Source organism: Micromonospora sp. NPDC002389, assembly GCF_040296095.1.
Classification (GTDB): domain Bacteria; phylum Actinomycetota; class Actinomycetes; order Mycobacteriales; family Micromonosporaceae; genus Micromonospora.
Genome location: NZ_JBEOWP010000004.1, coordinates 366,686 through 386,286 on the forward strand (window position 1 = coordinate 366,686; position 19,601 = coordinate 386,286).

At 70.7% G+C, this 19,601-nt stretch carries 21 protein-coding genes; 11 read left to right on the forward strand and 10 right to left on the reverse strand.

Annotated elements, in window-relative coordinates; all coding sequences use genetic code 11:
• Positions 1-44: 44 nt before the first annotated feature.
• Entirely contained in the window at positions 45-863 is an 819-nt protein-coding gene (locus ABT008_RS10505) for an SAM-dependent methyltransferase (protein WP_502890387.1), read from the reverse strand.
• Positions 864-1,073: 210 nt separating this feature from the next.
• Between ABT008_RS10505 and ABT008_RS10510 the strand changes: the two genes are divergently transcribed.
• Positions 1,074-2,321 (forward strand): cysteine desulfurase-like protein, encoded by a 1,248-nt coding sequence (locus tag ABT008_RS10510; RefSeq protein WP_350695402.1) that lies wholly within the window; start codon positions 1,074-1,076, stop codon positions 2,319-2,321.
• Between the two features lie 121 nt (positions 2,322-2,442).
• On the opposite strand, the gene ABT008_RS10515 is transcribed toward ABT008_RS10510, so the two are convergent.
• Positions 2,443-2,796: a hypothetical protein gene (locus ABT008_RS10515; RefSeq protein ID WP_350695404.1), complete on the reverse strand. Its 354-nt coding sequence runs from the start codon at positions 2,794-2,796 to the stop codon at positions 2,443-2,445.
• An 80-nt stretch (positions 2,797-2,876) separates the two neighbouring features.
• On the opposite strand from ABT008_RS10515, the gene ABT008_RS10520 reads away from it, so the two are divergent.
• Positions 2,877-3,530, forward strand: a complete 654-nt coding sequence (locus tag ABT008_RS10520) for a TetR/AcrR family transcriptional regulator (RefSeq protein ID WP_350695405.1) — start codon at positions 2,877-2,879, stop codon at positions 3,528-3,530.
• A gap of 46 nt (positions 3,531-3,576) precedes the next feature.
• Complete coding sequence (locus ABT008_RS10525) at positions 3,577-3,927, forward strand: UBP-type zinc finger domain-containing protein (protein WP_350695406.1); 351 nt, start codon at positions 3,577-3,579, stop codon at positions 3,925-3,927.
• 66 nt (positions 3,928-3,993) lie between these two features.
• Here ABT008_RS10525 and ABT008_RS10530 read toward each other — a convergent pair whose 3' ends face one another.
• Positions 3,994-5,568, reverse strand: coding sequence for an alpha/beta hydrolase (locus ABT008_RS10530; protein WP_350695407.1), 1,575 nt, complete (start codon positions 5,566-5,568; stop codon positions 3,994-3,996).
• 400 nt (positions 5,569-5,968) lie between these two features.
• Between ABT008_RS10530 and ABT008_RS10535 the strand changes: the two genes are divergently transcribed.
• Positions 5,969-6,682 (forward strand): DNA alkylation repair protein, encoded by a 714-nt coding sequence (locus ABT008_RS10535; protein ID WP_350695409.1) that lies wholly within the window; start codon positions 5,969-5,971, stop codon positions 6,680-6,682.
• A gap of 43 nt (positions 6,683-6,725) precedes the next feature.
• Here ABT008_RS10535 and ABT008_RS10540 read toward each other — a convergent pair whose 3' ends face one another.
• Complete coding sequence (locus ABT008_RS10540; RefSeq protein WP_350695411.1) at positions 6,726-6,911, reverse strand: hypothetical protein; 186 nt, start codon at positions 6,909-6,911, stop codon at positions 6,726-6,728.
• Between the two features lie 89 nt (positions 6,912-7,000).
• Positions 7,001-7,519 carry a hypothetical protein gene (locus tag ABT008_RS10545; RefSeq protein WP_350695412.1) on the reverse strand — a complete coding sequence of 173 codons (519 nt, stop codon included), beginning with the start codon at positions 7,517-7,519 and terminating at the stop codon, positions 7,001-7,003.
• A 138-nt stretch (positions 7,520-7,657) separates the two neighbouring features.
• Here ABT008_RS10545 and ABT008_RS10550 point away from each other — a divergent pair, with 138 nt between their 5' ends.
• The 3 genes from ABT008_RS10550 (at position 7,658) to ABT008_RS10560 (ending at position 9,733) form a co-directional block, all read left to right on the forward strand.
• The gene (locus ABT008_RS10550; protein WP_350695413.1) at positions 7,658-8,884 is read left to right on the forward strand and encodes a trypsin-like serine peptidase; all 1,227 of its coding nucleotides are present in this window, start codon (positions 7,658-7,660) and stop codon (positions 8,882-8,884) included.
• 103 nt (positions 8,885-8,987) lie between these two features.
• Positions 8,988-9,182, forward strand: coding sequence for a hypothetical protein (locus ABT008_RS10555; RefSeq protein WP_350695415.1), 195 nt, complete (start codon positions 8,988-8,990; stop codon positions 9,180-9,182).
• A gap of 65 nt (positions 9,183-9,247) precedes the next feature.
• Positions 9,248-9,733 carry a hypothetical protein gene (locus tag ABT008_RS10560; RefSeq protein ID WP_350695416.1) on the forward strand — a complete coding sequence of 162 codons (486 nt, stop codon included), beginning with the start codon at positions 9,248-9,250 and terminating at the stop codon, positions 9,731-9,733.
• A 9-nt stretch (positions 9,734-9,742) separates the two neighbouring features.
• On the opposite strand, the gene ABT008_RS10565 is transcribed toward ABT008_RS10560, so the two are convergent.
• The 3 genes from ABT008_RS10565 to ABT008_RS10575 form a co-directional block, all read right to left on the reverse strand.
• Positions 9,743-10,828: an endo alpha-1,4 polygalactosaminidase gene (locus ABT008_RS10565; protein WP_350695418.1), complete on the reverse strand. Its 1,086-nt coding sequence runs from the start codon at positions 10,826-10,828 to the stop codon at positions 9,743-9,745.
• 552 nt (positions 10,829-11,380) lie between these two features.
• Positions 11,381-11,560 carry a hypothetical protein gene (locus ABT008_RS10570; protein ID WP_350695420.1) on the reverse strand — a complete coding sequence of 60 codons (180 nt, stop codon included), beginning with the start codon at positions 11,558-11,560 and terminating at the stop codon, positions 11,381-11,383.
• Positions 11,561-11,608: 48 nt separating this feature from the next.
• Entirely contained in the window at positions 11,609-12,340 is a 732-nt protein-coding gene (locus tag ABT008_RS10575) for a hypothetical protein (RefSeq protein WP_350695421.1), read from the reverse strand.
• Positions 12,341-12,479: 139 nt separating this feature from the next.
• Between ABT008_RS10575 and ABT008_RS10580 the strand changes: the two genes are divergently transcribed.
• Positions 12,480-14,957 (forward strand): AAA family ATPase, encoded by a 2,478-nt coding sequence (locus ABT008_RS10580; RefSeq protein ID WP_350695423.1) that lies wholly within the window; start codon positions 12,480-12,482, stop codon positions 14,955-14,957.
• 17 nt (positions 14,958-14,974) lie between these two features.
• On the opposite strand, the gene ABT008_RS10585 is transcribed toward ABT008_RS10580, so the two are convergent.
• Complete coding sequence (locus ABT008_RS10585; protein ID WP_350695425.1) at positions 14,975-15,919, reverse strand: SDR family NAD(P)-dependent oxidoreductase; 945 nt, start codon at positions 15,917-15,919, stop codon at positions 14,975-14,977.
• A 103-nt stretch (positions 15,920-16,022) separates the two neighbouring features.
• Here ABT008_RS10585 and ABT008_RS10590 point away from each other — a divergent pair, with 103 nt between their 5' ends.
• Both ABT008_RS10590 and ABT008_RS10595 read left to right on the forward strand, forming a co-directional pair.
• Positions 16,023-16,694, forward strand: coding sequence for a TetR/AcrR family transcriptional regulator (locus ABT008_RS10590; protein WP_350695427.1), 672 nt, complete (start codon positions 16,023-16,025; stop codon positions 16,692-16,694).
• Between the two features lie 34 nt (positions 16,695-16,728).
• The gene (locus ABT008_RS10595) at positions 16,729-17,448 is read left to right on the forward strand and encodes a hypothetical protein (protein ID WP_350695428.1); all 720 of its coding nucleotides are present in this window, start codon (positions 16,729-16,731) and stop codon (positions 17,446-17,448) included.
• 84 nt (positions 17,449-17,532) lie between these two features.
• On the opposite strand, the gene ABT008_RS10600 is transcribed toward ABT008_RS10595, so the two are convergent.
• The gene (locus ABT008_RS10600) at positions 17,533-18,504 is read right to left on the reverse strand and encodes a ketopantoate reductase family protein (protein WP_350695429.1); all 972 of its coding nucleotides are present in this window, start codon (positions 18,502-18,504) and stop codon (positions 17,533-17,535) included.
• An 84-nt stretch (positions 18,505-18,588) separates the two neighbouring features.
• On the opposite strand from ABT008_RS10600, the gene ABT008_RS10605 reads away from it, so the two are divergent.
• Positions 18,589-19,164 (forward strand): TetR/AcrR family transcriptional regulator, encoded by a 576-nt coding sequence (locus ABT008_RS10605; RefSeq protein WP_350695430.1) that lies wholly within the window; start codon positions 18,589-18,591, stop codon positions 19,162-19,164.
• The last annotated feature ends 437 nt before the right edge of the window (positions 19,165-19,601 follow it).

The window sequence follows — 19,601 nt, forward strand, 5'->3', positions numbered from 1 at the left end:
CTGCCAGCTAGATGCCGGACGACTGATTAGCGCCGCTGACCCGGTCAGGGCTTACGACCGACCGCGCAGTACTGGTCGATCTCCTCGGGCAGCTCGGCCGGGTCGCCGTCGGGACGCCAGCGGGTCACCGAGACCACACCCGGCTCGACGAGTTCCAGACCCTCGAACAGCCCGGCGATCCGCTCCGGGCTGCGCAGGTGATACCGGGGGTTGGCGGAGAGGTTCCAGATCCGGACCGCCTCGGTGACCGCCTCGCTGGTGTCGCTGCCGTCGTACATCGCGAGGTAGCTGCCGGGGGGCAGCCGACCGAGCAGGCCGTCGATGATCGACTTCGCCTCCTCGTCGGACTCGACGTGCCCCAGGATGCCCATCAGCATCACGGCGACCGGCTGGTCCAGATCCAGCGTCCGGGCCGCCTCGCGCAGGATCCGGTCCGGGTCGCGCAGGTCCGCGTCCACGTAGTCGGTGACACCCTCGGGCGTACCGACCAGCAGGGCGCGGGCGTGTGCCAGCACGAGCGGGTCGTTGTCGACGTACACGATGCGCGCGTCCGGCGCGACGGACTGCGCCACCTCGTGGGTGTTGTCGGCGGTGGGCAGGCCGGTGCCCACGTCCAGGAACTGCCGGACACCCGCCGTACCGGCCAGGTGGCGCACCGCCCGGGCCAGGTACGCCCGGGACAGCCGGGCGTTCTGCGCGAGCTGCGGCAGGTTGGCGATGATCTGGTCCCCGACCTCGCGATCGGCGGCGAAGTTGTCCTTGCCACCAAGCAGGTAGTTCCAGATCCGCGCGGTCTGCGGCACTCCGGTGTCCAGAGTGGGCCTGTCCTGTTCGCCGCCGGTCACCGCCGTGCCGTCCACCACGTTCGCACCCTCAGTCTCATTCGGACCAATGTCGTCTACCGGGCGTCAGCCTAGACCGCCGAATCGACCATCGCCGCCCCCGCCGCCCGTGCGTACGCTCACCGTCCGACGGGCCGACACAGCGTGACCGGCGCACCGGCCTGCACTATGTTGCAGGCGTCGCGCCCCTCGCCGGTGCCGGACCACCCGCTCGACCGCCAGGAGACCGAGATGACCTCCACCGCATCCGCCGGACCGACCGGGTTCGACGTCGCCGCGCTCCGCGCCCACTTCCCCTCGCTGGCCTCGGGCATCGCACACTTCGACGGCCCCGGTGGCACGCAGACACCCCGGCCGGTCGCCGACGCGGTCGCCGCCACCATGACCGCGCCGATCTCCAACCGGGGCACCGGCGCGCTCTCGGAGACCAACGCGGACGCCGCCGTCGGCGCGTTCCGGCTCGCCTACGCCGACCTGCTGGGCGTACCCGCCGCCGGGATCGTGCACGGCCGCAGCGCCACCCAGTTGACCTTCGACTTCTCCCGGACCCTGGCCCGCGACTGGGGTCCCGGTGACGAGGTGGTGGTGACCCGGCTCGACCACGACGCCAACGTCCGGCCGTGGGTGCTGGCCGCCGAACGGGCCGGTGCGGAGGTCCGCTGGATCGACCTCGACCCGACCACCGCCGACCTCGACCCGGCCTCGGTCGCCGCCGCCGTCACCGAGCGGACCCGGCTGGTCGCCGTCACCGGCGCGTCGAACCTGCTCGGCACCCGACCCGACGTCCGGGCGATCGCCGACGCCGCGCACGCGGTCGGCGCACTGCTCTTCGTCGACGGCGTGCACCACGCGGCACACCAGTTCGTCGACGTGCCGGCGCTCGGCGCCGACTTCTACGTCTGCTCCCCGTACAAATTCCTCGGACCGCACTGCGGCGTGCTCGCCGCCGACCCGGGCCTGCTGGAGACGCTGCGACCGGACAAGCTGATCCCGGCCACCGACGTGGTGCCCGAGCGCTTCGAACTCGGCACCCTGCCGTACGAGATGCTGGACGGCGCCACCGCCGCCGTCGACTTCCTCGCCGACATCGCCCCCGGCGACGACGCGACGAACACGTCCCGGCGGGAGCGGCTGCGCGCCTCGCTGCACGCCGTCGACGCGCACGAGACCCGCCTGCGGCAGCGGATCGAGGAGGGACTGGCGGACCTGGGGCCCGACGTGGTCGTCCACTCCCGGGCCGCCGACCGCACCCCGACGCTGCTGCTCACCCTGCCCGGCCGCAAGACCCGCGACGCCTACCGGTTCCTGCTCGGCCACGATGTCCTGGCCCCGGCGGGTTCCTTCTACGCGTACGAGCCGTTCCGTCGCCTCGGCCTTGACGACGAGCACGCGCTGCGGCTCGGCCTGGCCCCGTACAACGACGACAGCGACGTCACCCGCGTCCTGGACGGCCTGGCCGCCTTCCTCACCCGCGTGTAAGGAAGGGTCCCCTGCTAACGCCTCGTGCATAGCAGGGGACCCTTCCTAACATCCCCGGTCGCCGGGGAGACGCGGGGCGAGGTCCGCCGGGATCGTTCGGGTCGGTGGGGGTCGGTGGGGATCAGCCGTCCAGGCGGACGGTGACGGTGACCAGGCCCTTAGCGTTGCGTCGGGCGACCGCGTGGCCGGTGCGGTCCACGCCGTCCAGGTGCAGCGCGATCGGGCCGCCCTCGCCGAGGAAGTTGCGCCACCACTTCTTGGCGTCGGCGAGGCCGACCGGGATCGTCACCGTGTCGCCGGTACGCCGATACCCCACCGGGGTGCTGAAGGTGCGTCCCGAGCGGCGTCCGGTGTAGGTGACGACGGTCAGATACCGACTGACCAGGCGACCCCATCGGCGCGAGGAGCGCAGGCTCAAAGCACAGGCGTTCACCCGCGCGACGGCTCTGGCGGGCAGGGAAATCCGGTAGCTCACCACACCTCCAGGGATCTTGGTGCCCGCCAACGTAACAGGTTAAGCGGAGAGCACCATCCGCTTACGCTAAAGTGAGAAGGATGAGTGGGACCGCCTCTCGGATACCGGCTGTGGACGGGCTGCGCGCCGACGCGCGACAGAACCGCGACCGGATCGTCGAGGTCGCCGGTGCACTCTTCGCCGAACGCGGGCTCGACGTGCCGATGGCCGCGATCGCCCGCCGCGCCGGGGTCGGCGTCGCGACGCTCTACCGCCGGTTCCCCACCAAGGAGTCGCTGGTCGCCGAGGTCTTCGCCGACCAGTTCGCAGCCTGCGTGTCGGTGGTCGACGAGGCCCTGGCCGACCCTGACCCGTGGCGCGGCTTCTGCACCCTGGTCGAGAAGGTGTGCGCCATGCAGGCCGTCGACCGGGGTTTCAGCGCGGCCGTCGTCGCGTCGCTGCCTCATGCCATCGACCTCGACCGGGAACGCGAACGCGGCCTCCGGGGGTTCGCCGAACTGGTCCGACGGGCCAAGGCCGCCGGGCGGCTGCGCCCCGACTTCAGCGAGGACGACCTCGTCCTGCTGCTCATGGCCAACGGCGGCATCGTCGCCCACTCCGCCGACGCGGCGCTGGCCGCCTCCCGACGGCTCGTCGCGTACCTGCTGACGTCCTTTGCCGGCGACGGTCCCCTGCCGCCGCCCGTCGCGCTCAGCCTGCGCGACGTCCCGCACCTGGCTACGAGCCGGACCTGAGCCGCCGCACCCGGCGGTGACCACCCACTTCTCACGGAGGAGAGCCATGGACGGCATCGACCCCTCGGTCCCACCCAGCGGCCCGGGATGTGCCGAGTGCGAGGCCGCCGACCCGCCGGGCTGGTGGGTCCACCTGCGGCGCTGCGCCCGGTGTGGGCAGGTCGGCTGCTGCGACTCGTCGCCCAGCCAGCACGCGAGCGCCCACGCCGCCGCGACCGGCCACCACGTCGTCCGCAGCTACGAGCCGGGCGAGGAATGGTTCTGGGACTACACCGAGCAGACGATGTACGAGCAGGGTCCGGAACTCGCCGCCCCCGCCCACCGCCCCCTCGACCAGGGCGTACCCGGCCCCACCGACCGAGTCCCCCGCGACTGGCGGCGACACCTGAACCGCTGACGGATGTTAGGAGGGGTCCCCTGCTATGCACGAGGCGTTAGCAGGGGACCCTTCCTTACAACGACATCAGAAGAGCCAGGTCGGCAGCTTCGGCTCGCTGCGCAGCGGCACCAGCGGCGGCGCCTCGTCGGCGGCCGGGCCGGCCGAGCGGCCCCGAGCCTCGTCGGACTCCGTGCCGGGCGGCGGCGCTGCCGCGCACCGGGTACCGTCCGCCGGCACCACCAGGTCGATCAGGTACGCCTCGATCGCCTCGTCGGCGCAGGCCACCCGGCCGTAGACGATGTGCCCCCAGCCCTCGTAGGTCAGCAGCTCGGCGTGGTCACCGAACTGTGCGGCGGCACCGAGCGCCCAGTTGTAGCCGGTCGCCGGGTCGTGCAACGAGTTGACGAACAGCAGCTTGGCCTGGTTGGTCGGGGTGATCGGCCGCTGCGGGTTGTCCGCCGTGCTGGGCCAGCCGAGGCAGATGGCGCCGATGGCCGCCCGAGGCAGGTCCGGCAGGTCCGGCGAGGCGAGCTGGGCCGCGTCCACGATCGTCCGCCACTGCCCGATGTTCTGCGCCCCGAGGTTCCAGTCCTCGCAGAGCACCGCCTGGTACGCGAAGGGCACCACGGTCGGCGGCTGCTCCTCGGTCGACTGGCGGGCCGCCGGTACGCCCCACGGACGGCCGGCGTCGACCCGTTCCAGCTCGGCGGCGATGTCGAGCCAGTACGGCTGGTAGTTCACGTTGCCCAGCACGAAGTTGACCAGATCCCGCTTGGTGATCTTGTAGCTGTGGTTGTCCGGGTCCGGCAACTCGCCCCGGCCGGCGCGGTCGAGCAGCCGCTGCCAGAACCCGCGGATGTCCCGCCCGTGCAGCGCGCACTGCGGCAGCCGGGCGCAGCCGGCCACGAACTCGTTGAACGAGTCCTGCCCGGCGGCCGCCTGGGTGACGGCGAAACCCCGGGCGTCCAGGCTGTGGTCCATGGTGCTGTCGGCGACGATGGCGCGTACCCGGGTCGGGAACAGTTCCGCGTACTGCTGGGCCATCAGCGTGCCGTACGACATTCCGAGGAAATTCAACTGCGTGTCGCCGACGGCGGCCCGGATCGCGTCGATGTCCCGGATCACCTGGAGCGTGTTCACGTGGTCGAATACCGGCCCGCTGCGGGAGCGGCAGTCGTCGGCCAGTGCCCGACTTGCGGTGACCATTCGGGTGAAGTCGGCGGACGTCTTGATGGCGTCGGCCGGCAGGGCCGACAACTTGTCGACCGCGCACATGATTGGCGCGCTGCGAGCCACTCCACGCGGGTCGAAACCGATAATGTCAAAATGACGACGCAATTCGTCACCGTACGTGGCCCACAAGGCGGAGTCCACGCCCGACCCACCCGGGCCGCCCGGATTCACCAACAGCGATCCGCGCCGCACCTCGGGATCGGTCGCGGGCCGCTTGGCCAGCGCCAACTCGATCGTCGGGCCGAACGGATCGGCCCAGTCGACCGGCACTTCGAGGGTGCCGCACAGGGCACTGTCATCCTGCTCACAGGGCTCCCACTGCACCTGCGACACGGGTGCCGCCGAGGCCGGCGACACCACGACCGGCACCAGCGCCGCCCCCACCGCGATACCGGCGAGTAATTGCCGGATCAATTTCTTGCGCATGTGCCCTCTCCCCGATGACTTTCCCGGCCCCCTGCCGGGCGACGCTCAAGTTAGCGAATCCGCCGAGGCTCGGGGTTACCGGAAAGTGTCAGCGGCAATACCGTTCGGACAGCCCCGGCCAACAATGATCCGGAACCACTTGTGATCTGATTCCGGGACGCTGACGTGAATAGCGAGGTCACCGCCGTCGCGGAGGCGGCGAAAGTGGCGTGAATGAGGCGCCGCCGAGGACTGTCAACATGGTGGACGTCACAGCGCGACCAATTCTTCGAATTCACCTACCCGGCACTTTTCCGCAACGCCCGTCAAAACTGCGTGACGGATTCGAAACGTCGCCGAACCCCGCCGCGCGGCGCGGACGGCACGGTGCGGCGCACCGCTCGGGGTAGGTTGCCGAGTCATGGCCACCACTGCCGCCGACGTCCGGCACGACCTCGCCCAGCTCGCCGACCCGGCCCGCGCCACCGGTGTGAGTCGGTACCTCCAGATGTTCCCCGGCGGGTACGGCGAGGGCGACCGGGCCATCGGCGTCACCGTGCCGCAGCAGCGTCGGGTCGCCGGCCGACACTGGCGCGGCCTCGACCTCGCCGCCACGGCGACGCTGCTGACCAGCGACGTGCACGAGGAGCGGCTGACCGCCGTCTTCATCCTGGTGCGCAAGTTCGACAAGGCCGACGAGCCGGAACGCAGCCGGATCGTCGAGCTGGTCCTCACGCACAGCGCTCACCTGAACAACTGGGACCTGGTCGACTCCTGGGCGCCGTACGTCCTCGGGCCCTGGCTGCTCGACAAGGACCGCGCCGTCCTGGACCGACTGGCCGAATCGCGCCTGGTCTGGGATCGGCGGATCGCGGTGATGGCCACTCTCGCGTTCATCAAGGCCGACGATTACGCGTGGACGTTCCGGCTCGCCGAGCGGCTCCTGCGCGACCCGCACGACCTCGTGCACAAGGCGGTCGGCTGGATGCTGCGCGAGGTGGGCAACCGGGACCTGGCGGCGGCGGAGGAGTTCCTGGTCCGGCACTACCGGGCCATGCCGAGGGTCATGCTGCGGTACGCGATCGAGAAGTTCCCGCCGCAGCGACGGAAGGACTACCTGTCCGGGACGGTCTGAGGCCGCCCCGGACGGCTCGGGCGGGTCGACCGCCCGGATGTCATCACATGACGTAGGTCAGGCTGACCCAGAAGACGAGGACGGAGGCGGCCAGCATCCCGCCCAGCGTGGTCCCGCCCGCGACCAGGCCGGCGCGCCGGCTCCCGGCGCCCCGCAGGAGCACGAGGAAGGCGACGGCACCGGCGAAGATCGCCGTACCACCGATGACGATCGCGAGCGATGAGTCCACAGTGCCTCTTTCGATCGGCGTCGGCGGTCGTGCCACGCAAGGTCGTAGTAACACCGCACCACCCGCGATCACCGTCAGCACGGCGCAGGTCAGGGCCGGGTCGCCCTAAGGTAGATCGTCACGGCGTCCGCCGCGTCCAGGTCCACGAGCAGGCGACGGTACGTACCGCCGGGCCCCGGCGCCTCTTCGGCCAGTCCAGAGACGCGGGCCGCGCGCTCGGGGTGCCAGGTGTCCCCGCCGCCCACGTCGTCCTCCCGCGTGACGGCGCGGAGCCCGGGGGTCAGCTCCGCGCCGAAGTCCCCGTCGGTGACGAAGGTGTCGAGGGAGGCGCGGGGGATCCGGAACCTCGCCGACAGGTGGGTCTCCAGCCCGTTGCTGCTGACGGCCGAGAGGAACACCGTGCCGGGCGGGAACGTGACGTGGGCGACGGCCTCCACCTCCGACGCGGTCGCCGGTCGCGGCGTTGACTGGAGCGCGTCGTCGGTGTCGCCGAGCTGCGCCACCGCCACCACGCCGCAGGAGATCAACGACAGCACGAGGCTCAGCCCGGCCAGGACGAGGGCGTACGTGGAGGTGCGGCGGGGCTTCCGCGTCGGCTGGTCGGACACGGGCAGGACCCTACGCGACGTGCGCCATCCGGCCGGAGTCCACGCCGACGAAACATCGACAGTCTTGCATGTGCTGCCGCGGCTCGTGTAAGAAGACTGAGCAATCGTTAAGGTTCCGGTCTCCTGGGAGGAGCGACGATGACACACGCCCCGCGCCGTCTGCGCACGCTGGCGGTCATGCTCAGCGCCTGCACACTCGGGCTGAGCCTGCTGTCGGCACCAGCCGAGGCGTACTCGGCGCCACCTCTCGCGCCGCAGTCCGAGCGCGCCCCCGAGTCGGAGCAGTTCGTGGCCGAGGGCGTGACGACCGTCGGCGAGCTGCGCACCGTCGACGGCGCGCTGTCGTACGCCCGCGACGGCCGGACCCAGGTCATCCACCACCCCGGCGCCACCTACGTCAAGGTGCACTTCGCCTCGCTGCGACTCGGCCCCGGCGAGTACGTCACCGTCGCCAGCCCGGACGGCCGGGAGAGCCACCGGTACGACCGCCACCTGAACCGGGCGACCGGCTCGGACTACACCACCGACGGGCGGCCGGGCTTCTGGGCCATGTCCGTCGAGGGCGACACCGCCGTGGTGACGCTGCACAGCACCCGCGCCAGCCGGGGCAGCGCCGCCACCATCGACCGGTTCTGGCGCGGCTACGACCGCACCGAGATCGCCGCGCACAACTTCTCCACCCAGTCGGTGTGCAGCACCGACGCCCGCCGTGACGTGGTCTGCTACCAGAGCAGCCACCCGACCGAGTACGCCCGGGGCAACGCGGTGGCCCGACTGCTGATCAGTGGTGGCGGCATGTGCACCACCTGGCGGGTCGGCAACACCAACCGGATGTTGACCAACAAGCACTGCTTCTCGACGCAGTCGGCGGTCAGCGGCAGCGAGATGCAGTTCAACTACCAGTGCGCCACCTGCGGCGGTGCCAACCCCGGCCCCGGCACCAAGGTCAGCGGCGCCACGCTCTACCGGGTCAGCAGCGGCGGCTCCAACCAGCTCGACTACGCCCTGTTCTCGGTGAACAACTTCGCGGCCATCCAGGGCTTCGGCACGCTCTACCTGGCGACGACCGCCACCACCACCGGCACCCAGATGTACATCCCCGGCCACGGTGACGGCAGCCCGAAGCGCCTGTCCATCTTCGAGGACACCCAGAACGGCGCGCGCTGCACCGTCCGGAACGCGAACTACAACACCTGGAACATCAGCTACAGCTGCGACACCTCCGGCGGCAACTCGGGCTCGCCGGTGCTGAACAGCAGCCACCGGGTGATCGCCCTGCACCACCTCGGCGGCTGCCCGTCCAACCAGGGCGCGAAGGCGCACCTGATCTACAACGAGATCGCCAGCCTGATCGACAACGGCTGACCCGAGCAGTACCGCAGTCACCACCGGCAGGCCGCCGCCGACACCGGCGGCGGCCGAGCCGTGCGACACATCGAACGGACGCCCCGGGGGTACAGGAACGGTCATGAGACGGTGGCCGTACCCGCTGCGGATGTTCCTCGCCCTGCTCGCCTCCCTGCCGGTGCTGCTGCTGATCAACTGGGTCATCCGGGACTCCTGGCGGGATGCCCTGGTGGGGACATTCGTGCAGGCCGGCGTCTACGCGGTCATGCTGGCGGTCGGTCTGCGGACCGGCTTCGTCCGCGAACGGCGCAAGTGACCACCTCCCTGCGTCCAGGCCGAACATCGAGGTCAGGGTTGCGACCGAGGCATACGATCCGGCGCATGAAGGCTCACCGCGCCTTGCCCCTGGCCCTCCTGCTCCCGCTCCTGGCCGCGTGTGTGGTCAGCCCGGTGGAGGAGGTCGCGGCGTCGACGGTCACCTACTCCTGCTGTGAGACCGCCGACGTCGAGAAGTCGTACCAGCCGGGGCAGACCTTCACCCTGAACTGGCTCGTCGAGTCACCCGACGAGCCGCCCGTGACGCCGACGCCCGGGCCCGGCGTCGAGCTGACCGCCCACCTGATCGGCCCGTTCGAGTCGGTCGAGCAGCTCACCGCGCACGCGATGGGCACGCTCACCGTCCCCGGGCTGGTCACCTACCCGGCCGAGCCGGTACGCCCCGCCGACGCGCCCGACCAGCGTCCGGTCAGCACCATCGTCATCGCCCCGGACGCCGGCCCCGGCTACTACAACCTGATCAGCTCGATGGCCGACCAGGGGAACGCGGTCGGCGGCGAGAGCATCGTCCAGGTCGTACCCGCGAGCTGAGGTCCCCGCTCAACACGCCTTACGGACGTACGTGCGGGAGCCGGGTGCCGAGACGGCGAGGTCGCGCAGCACGACCGAGAGGGTGCTGCCGTGCGACCCGCACGCCTTGCTGAAGCCGCTCTCGGTGTACTCGATGACGATCACGTTGGCGCCATAGGTGCGGGTGTACGCGTCACACTCGTTCCAGGTGCCGCACTCCTCGGCGACGGCGAAGTCGAACCCGGCCTTGCGGGCGTTCGAGGTGCTCAGCTCCGCGAGGTTCTTCTGCGCCACGGCCAACCCCTTGCCGTGCGCGTACGCGCTCAGCGACGCCGCGTACGCGACCGCCTGCGACTCGGTCAGCAGGCCCTTGGACCGGGTGAACGAATCCAGGTTGTCGGGCTCGATCGCCTTGAACCCCTTGCTGGCGCACCGGTCGATCCACCCGCCCACGATCGTGGTCAACGCCGTCCGCTTGGCGGCGGTCGAGAAGTCCAGCATCAGCTCGTTCCAGTCCTCGTCGACCACGAGGTTGCCCTGCGCGTCCCGCAGCAGCAGGTCCGGGTGGTTGGTCTTCCACCACGACTCCGCGCCCGGCTGCGCCTGGAAGGCGTTGACGTAGCAGATGTTGTACAGCCCGGCGGCCGGTGACGCCTCCAGGTCACGGCTGACCACGGTGACGCCGGACGGCGGCGCGTACACCCCGCCGATCTGGTAGTCGAATCCGGCGTTCGCGGGCGGCGGCGCCCACGTCGGCGCGGTCGTGCGGTTCCCGGTCGGCGGGGTCGGCGACGAGGCCGACGCGGCGGGGCTGCCGGAGGCCGACGGGGTCCGCGAGGGCGGCGGCGTGGTGGCGGGCACGCTCGGGGACGTACTCGCCGACGGCGTCGCCGTGGTCGGCCCGGCGCTCACCGGCGTGCCCAGGGCCGACGGCGCGTCGGAGGTCGGGGCGTCGCTCGGGGTCACGCTCGGCGTGGGCGAGACCTGCTGCTGCCCGAGGCCCCACCAGGGCTGCCGGCCGCTCGCGCCGGCAGCGCCGATGCCGACACCGAGTACGACGACAGCCACCGCCGCCGCCGTCAGCCCCACCCGGGCCCGCCTGCGCTTCGATCCCATCGAGCCCAACTCCTCCAGGTACGTGTGAGCGCACCCTACGAGACCTGGTCGGGACCGGGACACCCCCCGCTTCGAGGGGTGCGGACACCCCCTTCGACACGGTGGTTGTCCCTCGGAACGGTATGCCCAGTCAAGGGCAGGAGAACAGCCAGGGCCCGCAGGATTGCCGGGCGCTCGCTCGGCTTCGTGCCGCGAAGGGCTATCAACACGATGACGACGCGGGCAACAAGAGCTAGTACGGGCACAAGGACCCAGGCCACGATCCCGATGGTGATCCCCATCGAAGACACTCCCATCGCTCGGGTCGAGCGATGGGGTCTCAGCGACCTCGGCTCGACCAGGGTAGGTCGGCCGAAGGTCTCCCCCAGCCCATTTCCGGGCTCTCGGCCCCGGGCGCGCTGCCTGTGCTGGCGCCTTAGGCGGGTACCGAGCGGAGGGGTACTCCCCTTCTAGCTGCATCCAGTGTAGAGCCCGGTCGACAGGTACGCACCAGATCATCAGCGCGGGCCGACCTGAGAGCTGAGGCCGGCTCGTGGGCCACGCTTCGCCGAGCTAGCGGTACTCACCGAGCAGCAGGTGTCCGGCAGCCACGAGCCCACCCACGCTGGCCAGCACGATCAGCGCACCGATGAACCTGTCGAGCAGGACGAAGCGAGCATGGTGGCGGGCGATTCGGTCGTCAGACGACCGGAAGGGATTGAGCGGACGGACCACCCGCGTCGAGAGGTCCACATGTGGATGCAAACGAGGGCCAGAATCAGCGAGGCATAGGAGTCGCGCTCATGCGGATTCCGGCACCTGGAGGCGGGTCGGCTCGGCCTGGGTCATGGCCTTCCACCTGGCCAGTTCTCCGTCGTGCTCGCTCAGACTGGTGGCGCGGGCCACCACGTCGGCGGCGTTCGGGGCAGGGGCACCGCTCCGCGTCAACAGCGTCAGGGGCCAGGCAGGCGTGTCGGGCGCTCGGCGGTCGAAGGCGTACCAGTCCCAGGGGCCGTCGAAGCGCCATGCCCGACCATCACTGTCGGCGAGTTCGTCACCGATATCGAGGAACGGGTACGGCCGAAAGACCGGATCGAGCCGGATCGGTATGTCGTCGTCGGGGTCGATCTCGTACCCCTGCTCGTCGCACGTCGGATCGTACGACTGGCCCTCGGGCAGGACCACGACGTGGGTGCGGGGTCGCGGGAGTCGTCCGGTCACGAGCGGAGGGTCGAAGTGCCGGACGTCGACGACGTGCACCAGGGTGGGCGGTATGCCGACCCGGCATGCGTCACCGTGCCGGAGGCCGTCGGCAGCCGGGTCCGTCCGGAAGAACTCCCGCTCCCAATCGACGTTTCCGGGGCTCCGGGCCAACGCCACGTCGCCGTTCCACCTGATCCATTCGGTCTCCGGGTCGGCCTTCCACCACGGCCACCGCACGGACACGAAGAACCGCGACGTTCCGGCCACCGAGGCAGGGGTGAACGGGCAAGAGAGAAGCAGCACGTCACCGGTACGCAAACCGTCCTCCACAGCTCTCCTTCCTGGCTCGACGCGGCGGCCCACCATCCGCCGAACCGTGGCTGCCGCGACAGGGGTAGCCGACGCTATCCGATCTCGACGCACACGGTGTGCGACATCGGATCGGGGTCGACGTCGATACGATGCCTCGGTGGATCGGGGAAGTTTCGTCGGCCGAACCGGTGAGCTCAAGCACCTGCGAGCGGTAGTGGAGGGCATCGGCCGGCGGGGCGTCTTCTTCAGCGGCGGTGCCGGTGTCGGCAAGAGCCGCCTGGTCCGCGAGGCCGTGGCGGAGCTTCCCGCGAGCCGGTACGTCGTCTGGCCCATCGCCGCGAGCCATCCGAGTACGGCGCTGCCCTTCGGCGGTCTGGCCCAGGTGCTTCCCGTCGCGCAACCGGCAGGTCTCACCCCCGCCGGAGTACTGCGGTGGGTGGTGGATGCGCTGCACGAGCAGGCCATGGGCCGGGCGATCGTGCTCACCGTCGACGACGCCCACCTGCTCGATGCACCGTCGGCGGCGCTGGTCCACGTGCTCACCCGGCAGGAGGACGTCGTCCTGCTCGGGACGGTGGACGACGGGGAGCAGGTGCCGTTGCCGCTGCGGCCCCTGTGCGTCGACGATCTGGTCGAACGCGTCGAGCTGACCCCGTTCGGCCGGGACGAGACCACGGAACTGCTCGCCGCCGTCCTCGGCGGGCCGGCTGACGCGCGATCGATCGACCAGATGTTCCGCCTCTCGACCGGCAATCCGCTGCTTCTCCACGAGTTGCTCCGCAGCACGTCGGGCAGTGGTGAGTGGGCCTGCTCCGGTGGCATCTGGCAGTGGACCGGCCACTCGACGCGGCCTCTCGACGTGACGGACGTGATCGGCACCCGGATCGACCACCTCGCGCCGGGCGTACGCAAGGTGGTGGAACTGGTCGCCCTGAGCGAACAGATCGGCCTGCACCTGCTCACCACGGCGACACACGCCGCCGACGTCACCCAGGCCGAGGAGCACGGCCTGATCGCGGTCGTCCGGCGTGACCGGCGGGTCGACGTAAGACTGACGCATCCGCTGTACGGAGAGCTGCTGCGCCGCCGCTGCCCGCCGGCCCGGACCCGGCAACTACAGGCCGAACTGGCCGACCTGGTGCAGGCCACCGGTGCCCGCCGCCCGGATGACCTGCTGCGGGTCGCCCTGTGGCGGCTCGGCGCCGGCTCCGCACAGGATCCCCGCCTGCTGCTCGCCGGTGCCGTGCAGGCATTCGCCCGCTACGACGTACCGCTCACGATCCAACTGGCCCGGGCGGCGCTGGCAGCCGGCGGTGGTCATGACGCCGCGGAACTGCTCGCCACCGTCCTGATGCTCTGCGAGCGCCCGCACGAAGCCCTCCAGGTCCTCGACCTGGTCAGGGACGAACTGGTCGACGAGCGGCGTCGGAGCCGCTGGCTCACCGTGCGGGGCATGCTGTCGTACTGGAGCCTCGGTGAGGAGTCCACCGTCGACAGCCTGGCCGAGGCGGCCGGCACGCTCACCGATCCCGGCCACCAGGCACGGGTCTGGGCGTTCGAGGCGCTCATGCGGATGCACCGGATGGAGATCGCGGCGGCGCTGCGGTTGAGCCAGTCGGTGTTGGCCCGCCCGGCGTCCGGACCGGGTGCCCGTGGTCTGGCCCGGTGTGTGGTCGCCTACGTCGACGCGACGCGCGGTCTGTTCCGCCGCAACGCCGACGCGATCGCCCAGGTGGAGGCCGAGGTCGCCGGCTGGCGAGGAGACATGCCGTACCTCCAGGCGATGGTGGAGTCGACCCGGGCCGCCCGGCTGGCGCTCACCTGCGACCTGCCCGGCATCGACGCGATCGCGGCCGACGAGTTCGCCGACCTGGTCAGCTCCGGCGGCCTGCGACTCGGCAGCGGCTTCCTGACCATCCTCCAGTCCTACGCCGCGCGGCTCCGAGGGCACACCGACCAGGCGGTCACCTTCAGCAACACGGCCGGCGCGATGCTGGCCACCAGCCGGCTCTACGGCAGTCTCGCCCACGGCGAACGGGCCCAGGTGGCGGCCTGGCGCGGCGACGCCGACACGGCCTCGGCGGCGATGGCGGCGGCAGACCATGCGCACTCCCCGTGCATCGCGGTGTTCTACCCCTGGCTGGAACTGGCCCGTGGCGGGACGATCGCCGCCTCCGGCGACCTACCCGCCGCCGTGAAACACCTGGTCGCGCTGGTCGACCGGTTACGCACCGACGGCCTGACCGGGTACGAGGTGCTGGCCCTGCACGACCTGACCCGACTCGGTCAGGCGGCCACCCTGATCGGTCCGACCTGCGCCGACGGCGCACGGCGCTCGGTGGCCCAACGCCTCTCCGAGCTGGCCGAGCGTACCGACGGAACCCTGTCGCCGCTGCTGGCCCGGCACGCCCGCGCGTGCGCCGCCGAGGACGGCGCCGGGTTGCTGGCGATCGCCGACGCCTTCGCCGCAGCGCAGCTCACCGTGTGGGCGGCCGAGGCCGCCGCGACGGCGGTACGCGTGCTGCGCCGCGACGGAGATCCGTTGGCGGCTGACGCACGTCGCCGTGTCGGGACGCTGCTCGCCGCCTGCGACCAGGTCCGCACCCCGACGCTGGACGCCGCCCGGGATTCCTGACCTGGCCAGACCGGCGGTCAGGCAGCGCGTAGGCCGGCGGAGAACGAGTTCCGCGCGGGCTGGATGACCGGGAACGTCACGCCGGTGAGGTCTTCGGAGACGGCCCAGAGTCGCTGTTGGACGGCGATGTCGTACGACTTCGGGCTGGACGTGACCAGTCGGGGGTGGCCCATGACCTCGTTGCGTCCGCCGGGGCCGTAGTACTGGCCGCCGAGCACGGCGGGGTCGGTGGCGGCGCGCAGGGTCGGCAGCGCGCCCATCGCAGGCGTCTGAGTGATCAGCGGCGCGAGCCAGGTGAGCGGGAGCCGGAGGGCTGCGGGGGTGTTGCGGGCGAGTTCGGTGCTGGACATGCCGGGGTGCGCGGCGACCGCGACGGTGGTGCCGTGTGGGGCGAGGCGGCGCTGCAACTCGTACGTGAACATGAGGTTGGCGAGCTTGGACTGGCCGTAGGCGGCGACCCGGCCGTACGACCGCTCCCAGTTCAGGTCGTCGAAGTGGATGTCGGCCCGGATGCGGTGGCCGGTGCTGCTGACCGTCACCACCCGCGAGCCGGGCACCGGCAGCATCAGGTCCAGCAGCAGCCCGGTGAGCGCGAAGTGGCCCAGGTGGTTGGTGCCGAACTGCAGCTCGAAGCCGTCACGGGTGGTCCGCTTCGGGGTGTACATCACCCCGGCGTTGTTGATCAGCAGGTCGATCCGGTCGATCCGGGACCGCAACTCCCCCGCTGCGGTCCGCACGGAGTCGAGCGAGGTCAGGTCCAGCGCCTGCACGGTCACGTCCCCGGTCATCCGCGCCGCGGCCTGCTCGCCCTTCTCGACGTCGCGTACGGCGAGCACCACGGACGCCCCGCGCTCGGCGAGCGCCTTGGCCGTCTCGTACCCCAGCCCGGTGTTGGCGCCGGTCACCACGGCGACCCGCCCGCGCTGGTCCGGGATGTTCGCCGTCGTCCACTTCTCGCTCATGCCAGGCTCCCGATCATCTTAAGTACCGGAGGTATCTTGCGTCGACGACGTTAAAGTACTCCCGGTACGTTGTCAACGTACCGAAGGTACCTAAGTTAGGCTGGTGATCGTGACCTTCCAGCGGGCCCGGACCGAAGAGCAGCGGGAGATCCGCCGACGGGCGATCCTCGACGCGGCGTCGGCAATGCTCGACGAAATGCCGGTGGCCGCAGTCACCCTCAATGAGCTCAGCCGCCGGGTGGGCCTGGCGAAGCCGAACGTGCTGCGCTACTTCGAGTCCCGCGAGGCGGTGCTGCTGGAACTACTGGACCGCTACCTCCAGGAGTGGCTCACCGACCTGGCCGGCGAGCTGACCGACGGAGTCGACGACGACCTGCCCATGACCGAACGGGCGACCGCGGTGGCCGAGGTCCTCAGCCGCTCACTGGCCGCCCGAGTGGTGCTCTGCGACCTCTTCGGCGCACAGGTCGGCGTCCTGGAACACAACGTCTCCGTCGAGGTCGCCCTCCGCTACAAGCGTGCCTCCATGGGGCATCTGGCCACCATGACCGCCCTGATCCACGAGCACCTGCCGGAGCTGGGCGAGAACGCCGCGCTGTTCAACCTGCAGACCATGGTCATGGCCGGAGCGCTGTCGGCGTACAGCACACCTCCGCCCAGCCTGGAGGCGGCCTACCGGGCCGCACCCGAGCTGGCCCGCTTTCACATGGAGCTGCGGGACTCACTGAAGCTGGCCCTGACCGCGACCCTCCTCGGCGTGCTACCCCGCCGCTGACGCCGGGCGTGACGGGATCGGCCATGATCGAGGCGTGGGTGACCTTGTGATCAATCTGCTGGCGAGCGTCATCGCCGGTACGGCCGTCTGGCTCTCGGGGTTTCTGTTACGTCGGCGCAAACTGAACCGGGCACGTGCCTTCTTCGGCCTGACCGCCGGAGCGAGCTGCCTCCTGGTGGTCTCCCGGCACGCGTCGTCGCCGCGCGAGTTCAGCGTCCACCGCCGCGACGTCGCCGCGCTGGTGGAGCTGGCGACCATCGCCCGCGAGTGCGGCGCCTACGCGGACCGGGTCGGCGAGGACCAGCCGACCGGGGAGATCGGCCGGCTGACCGAGTTCTGCGTCGGCGGTCCCGGCGGTGCGAGCCCGCGCAGCGTCACGCACCTACGCGCGATCCTCCGTGGCGTGACGTACGAGATCTTCGACGAGGAGAAGCGTCGGCGGGCGTTCACCGTCGGCGGCACCGAGTACGTCGCCAGCCCGGAGATCAGTTACGTCCTGCTCGCCCGGTTCTGGGGCCCGGTCGGTGGACGCCCGGTGTTCTTCATCGGCGGCCTGACGGCGGGCAGCAACCTCGCCGCCGCCCGCTACCTGACCACGCACCACCCGGAACTCGCCCGCACCTACGGTGCCGACCGACCGTTCGCGCTGGTGCTGCGCATCATCGAGCCGGCCGCGTACGGCACCGACTTCACCGAGCTGGTCGCCGACGTGAGCGACGTGGCGTTCCAGCCGGTGCCGCAGCCGACGCAGTAGGCGGCTCCAGACTCGGCAGCACGCGGCGTCGGGTGTAAGGAGGGGTCCCCTGCTATACACCAGGCGTTAGCAGGGGACCCCTCCTTACACCACACCCACCCCCGACACCCCGGCCGCAGTCGCGTCGGTGAAGTAGCGCTCGGCCGCCTCCAGCCGCGGCACCCGCACCCCCAGCCGACGCGCTTCCGCGAGCGTGTCGCGGCAGACCGCCCGCAACTCCTCGGGGTTGGCGTGCGCCGTCGTCACCCTGCGCGCCGGCGGGAAATGGGCGAACATCCCGGCGAGTGCCGGTGCGGCCAGCCAGACGGGCCCGGTGAACGGCAGCAGGGAGGACCGATGCCGCCGCAGATCGACGCCCCGCGCCTCGACCAGCGGTAGTAGCTCGCGGACGGCAAGGATCGCCTCGCGAAGGTCACCGCGTGTCAGCGTGGACAGGGAACCTCGCCGCAGGCTCTGCGTGTGCAGACCCGCGTTCTGGACGAAGTGGATCGCCAACCAGCCCCGGAAGTCGGAGTTCTCCTGGATCCTGAACCCGGCCCCGCGAAACACCTCGCGGACGGCCCGCTCGCGCTCGGTGGGCGGCCGGTCGAGAGTGCCGAGGAAGACCATCGGCAGCAGGGACGCACGCAGCACCCCGTCGTCGCCGAAACCGCCGCCGGCCCCGGGAAAGCCCCAGGCCACCTGCTCGGTGGGGAGATGTTCGATCGCGGTCAGCGGCTCGACCCACAGGTTGTTGAAGACGAGCACCGTGGCCCCGCCCACGCGCGGCCCCAGGAAGGCCGCAGCTTCCGCGAAGCCGTAGTGCTGCACGCTCAAGACGATCAGGTCGAAGTCATGGTCCGGCGCCAGCGACTCGCGCAGGCGCACCGGCCACTTCTCGACGACCCGTTTCCCCCACGGCCGCCGTCGCGCGTCGAGCAGATCAACGTCGATCGCATCTCCGTACGCCGCCGCCCGCCCCGGCCGGACGTAGAACTCGACGTGGTGCCCGGCCCGTTCCAGGGCCCACCCGTAGGCTGCACCGATCACACCCCGCCCGAACATCAAGACCTTCACGCGCCACCTCGCACCCTACAATCGGAGACAGTCTCCACTTTCAAAATATGGAGACAGTCTCCACTTGTCAACACGGGACCCCACATGACCGACGCCAAGCCGCTCCGCGCCGACGCCCGCCGCAACCGCGAAGCCCTCATCGCCAAGGCCCGCGAACTCTTCGCCAAGAACTGCTTCAACCTGCGCTTCGACGACTTCGCCAAGCTGGCCGGCGTGGGCACCGGCACGCTCTACCGCCACTTCCCCACCCGGGAAGCCCTGGCCGAAGCGGTCTACCGCGAGGAACTCGCCGCGCTGTGCGACCGCGCCCGCGAGCTGCACGCCACCCTCCCCGCCGACGAGGCGCTGGAGTCCTTCCTGCGCGACTTCGTGGCCCACCTGCACGCCCACCAGGGCCTCGCCCGCACCCTCGCCACGCTCATGGCCACCCACTCGGACACCATGGCCGAGGGCGCCCAGGCCCTGCACCAGGTCATCGCCGATCTGCTGGCCTCCGCCGCCGAGGCCGGCACGGTCCGCGACGACGTGAGTGCCGACGCCGTCATGATCGCTCTGCACGGCATCTCCGCGACCCACGACCACCCGAGCTACCGCAGTCACGCGGATCAGGTCATCACGCTCGTCCTCGCCGGGCTCCGCCACACCGCGCCGACCGACTGAGGGCCGAGGACGGACGGAGTCGCGCGGATCTGGGCAGGGGCGAGGAACGGCGTGGCGATCGAGATACCTCAGGGCAGCCGGATGCACAATCAGGCGCATTCACATCGGGAACACGGCAGTCCGCGGAGACTCAATAGCGGCGGGAAATCTGCTTTCGGACACGGTGAGCAAGAATCGCGCCCCACAGATGCCAATGCTTATCGGCAACGCGCCCACGTTACACCCTGCACGCCCCCACCGAGGCCCCGGGCGGCTCAACCGAATCAAGTTGCGCAATTAGGGACACGCTTCACTTAAGCGCCACCTCACTCTACGCAATCAGGGAAGTTCCTTGACTGCATGGATTGACATCACTACGCTTCGGATCAAGATTAATTGTTGCCTCACGAGGGCAGACCCTACGGCGGAAAGGGAAGTCTTGTTACGACGATCGCTAA

What these genes read in the sequence shown, in the direction of transcription:
- ABT008_RS10510 (WP_350695402.1), top strand. Translation starts at nt 1,074, where the DNA reads ATGACCTCCACCGCATCCGCCGGACCGACCGGGTTCGACGTCGCCGCG.
- ABT008_RS10520 (WP_350695405.1), top strand. Translation starts at nt 2,877, where the DNA reads ATGAGTGGGACCGCCTCTCGGATACCGGCTGTGGACGGGCTGCGCGCC.
- ABT008_RS10525 (WP_350695406.1), top strand. Translation starts at nt 3,577, where the DNA reads ATGGACGGCATCGACCCCTCGGTCCCACCCAGCGGCCCGGGATGTGCC.
- ABT008_RS10530 (WP_350695407.1), bottom strand. Translation starts at nt 5,568, where the DNA reads ATGCGCAAGAAATTGATCCGGCAATTACTCGCCGGTATCGCGGTGGGG.
- ABT008_RS10535 (WP_350695409.1), top strand. Translation starts at nt 5,969, where the DNA reads ATGGCCACCACTGCCGCCGACGTCCGGCACGACCTCGCCCAGCTCGCC.
- ABT008_RS10550 (WP_350695413.1), top strand. Translation starts at nt 7,658, where the DNA reads ATGACACACGCCCCGCGCCGTCTGCGCACGCTGGCGGTCATGCTCAGC.
- ABT008_RS10555 (WP_350695415.1), top strand. Translation starts at nt 8,988, where the DNA reads ATGAGACGGTGGCCGTACCCGCTGCGGATGTTCCTCGCCCTGCTCGCC.
- ABT008_RS10560 (WP_350695416.1), top strand. Translation starts at nt 9,248, where the DNA reads ATGAAGGCTCACCGCGCCTTGCCCCTGGCCCTCCTGCTCCCGCTCCTG.
- ABT008_RS10565 (WP_350695418.1), bottom strand. Translation starts at nt 10,828, where the DNA reads ATGGGATCGAAGCGCAGGCGGGCCCGGGTGGGGCTGACGGCGGCGGCG.
- ABT008_RS10585 (WP_350695425.1), bottom strand. Translation starts at nt 15,919, where the DNA reads ATGAGCGAGAAGTGGACGACGGCGAACATCCCGGACCAGCGCGGGCGG.
- ABT008_RS10605 (WP_350695430.1), top strand. Translation starts at nt 18,589, where the DNA reads ATGACCGACGCCAAGCCGCTCCGCGCCGACGCCCGCCGCAACCGCGAA.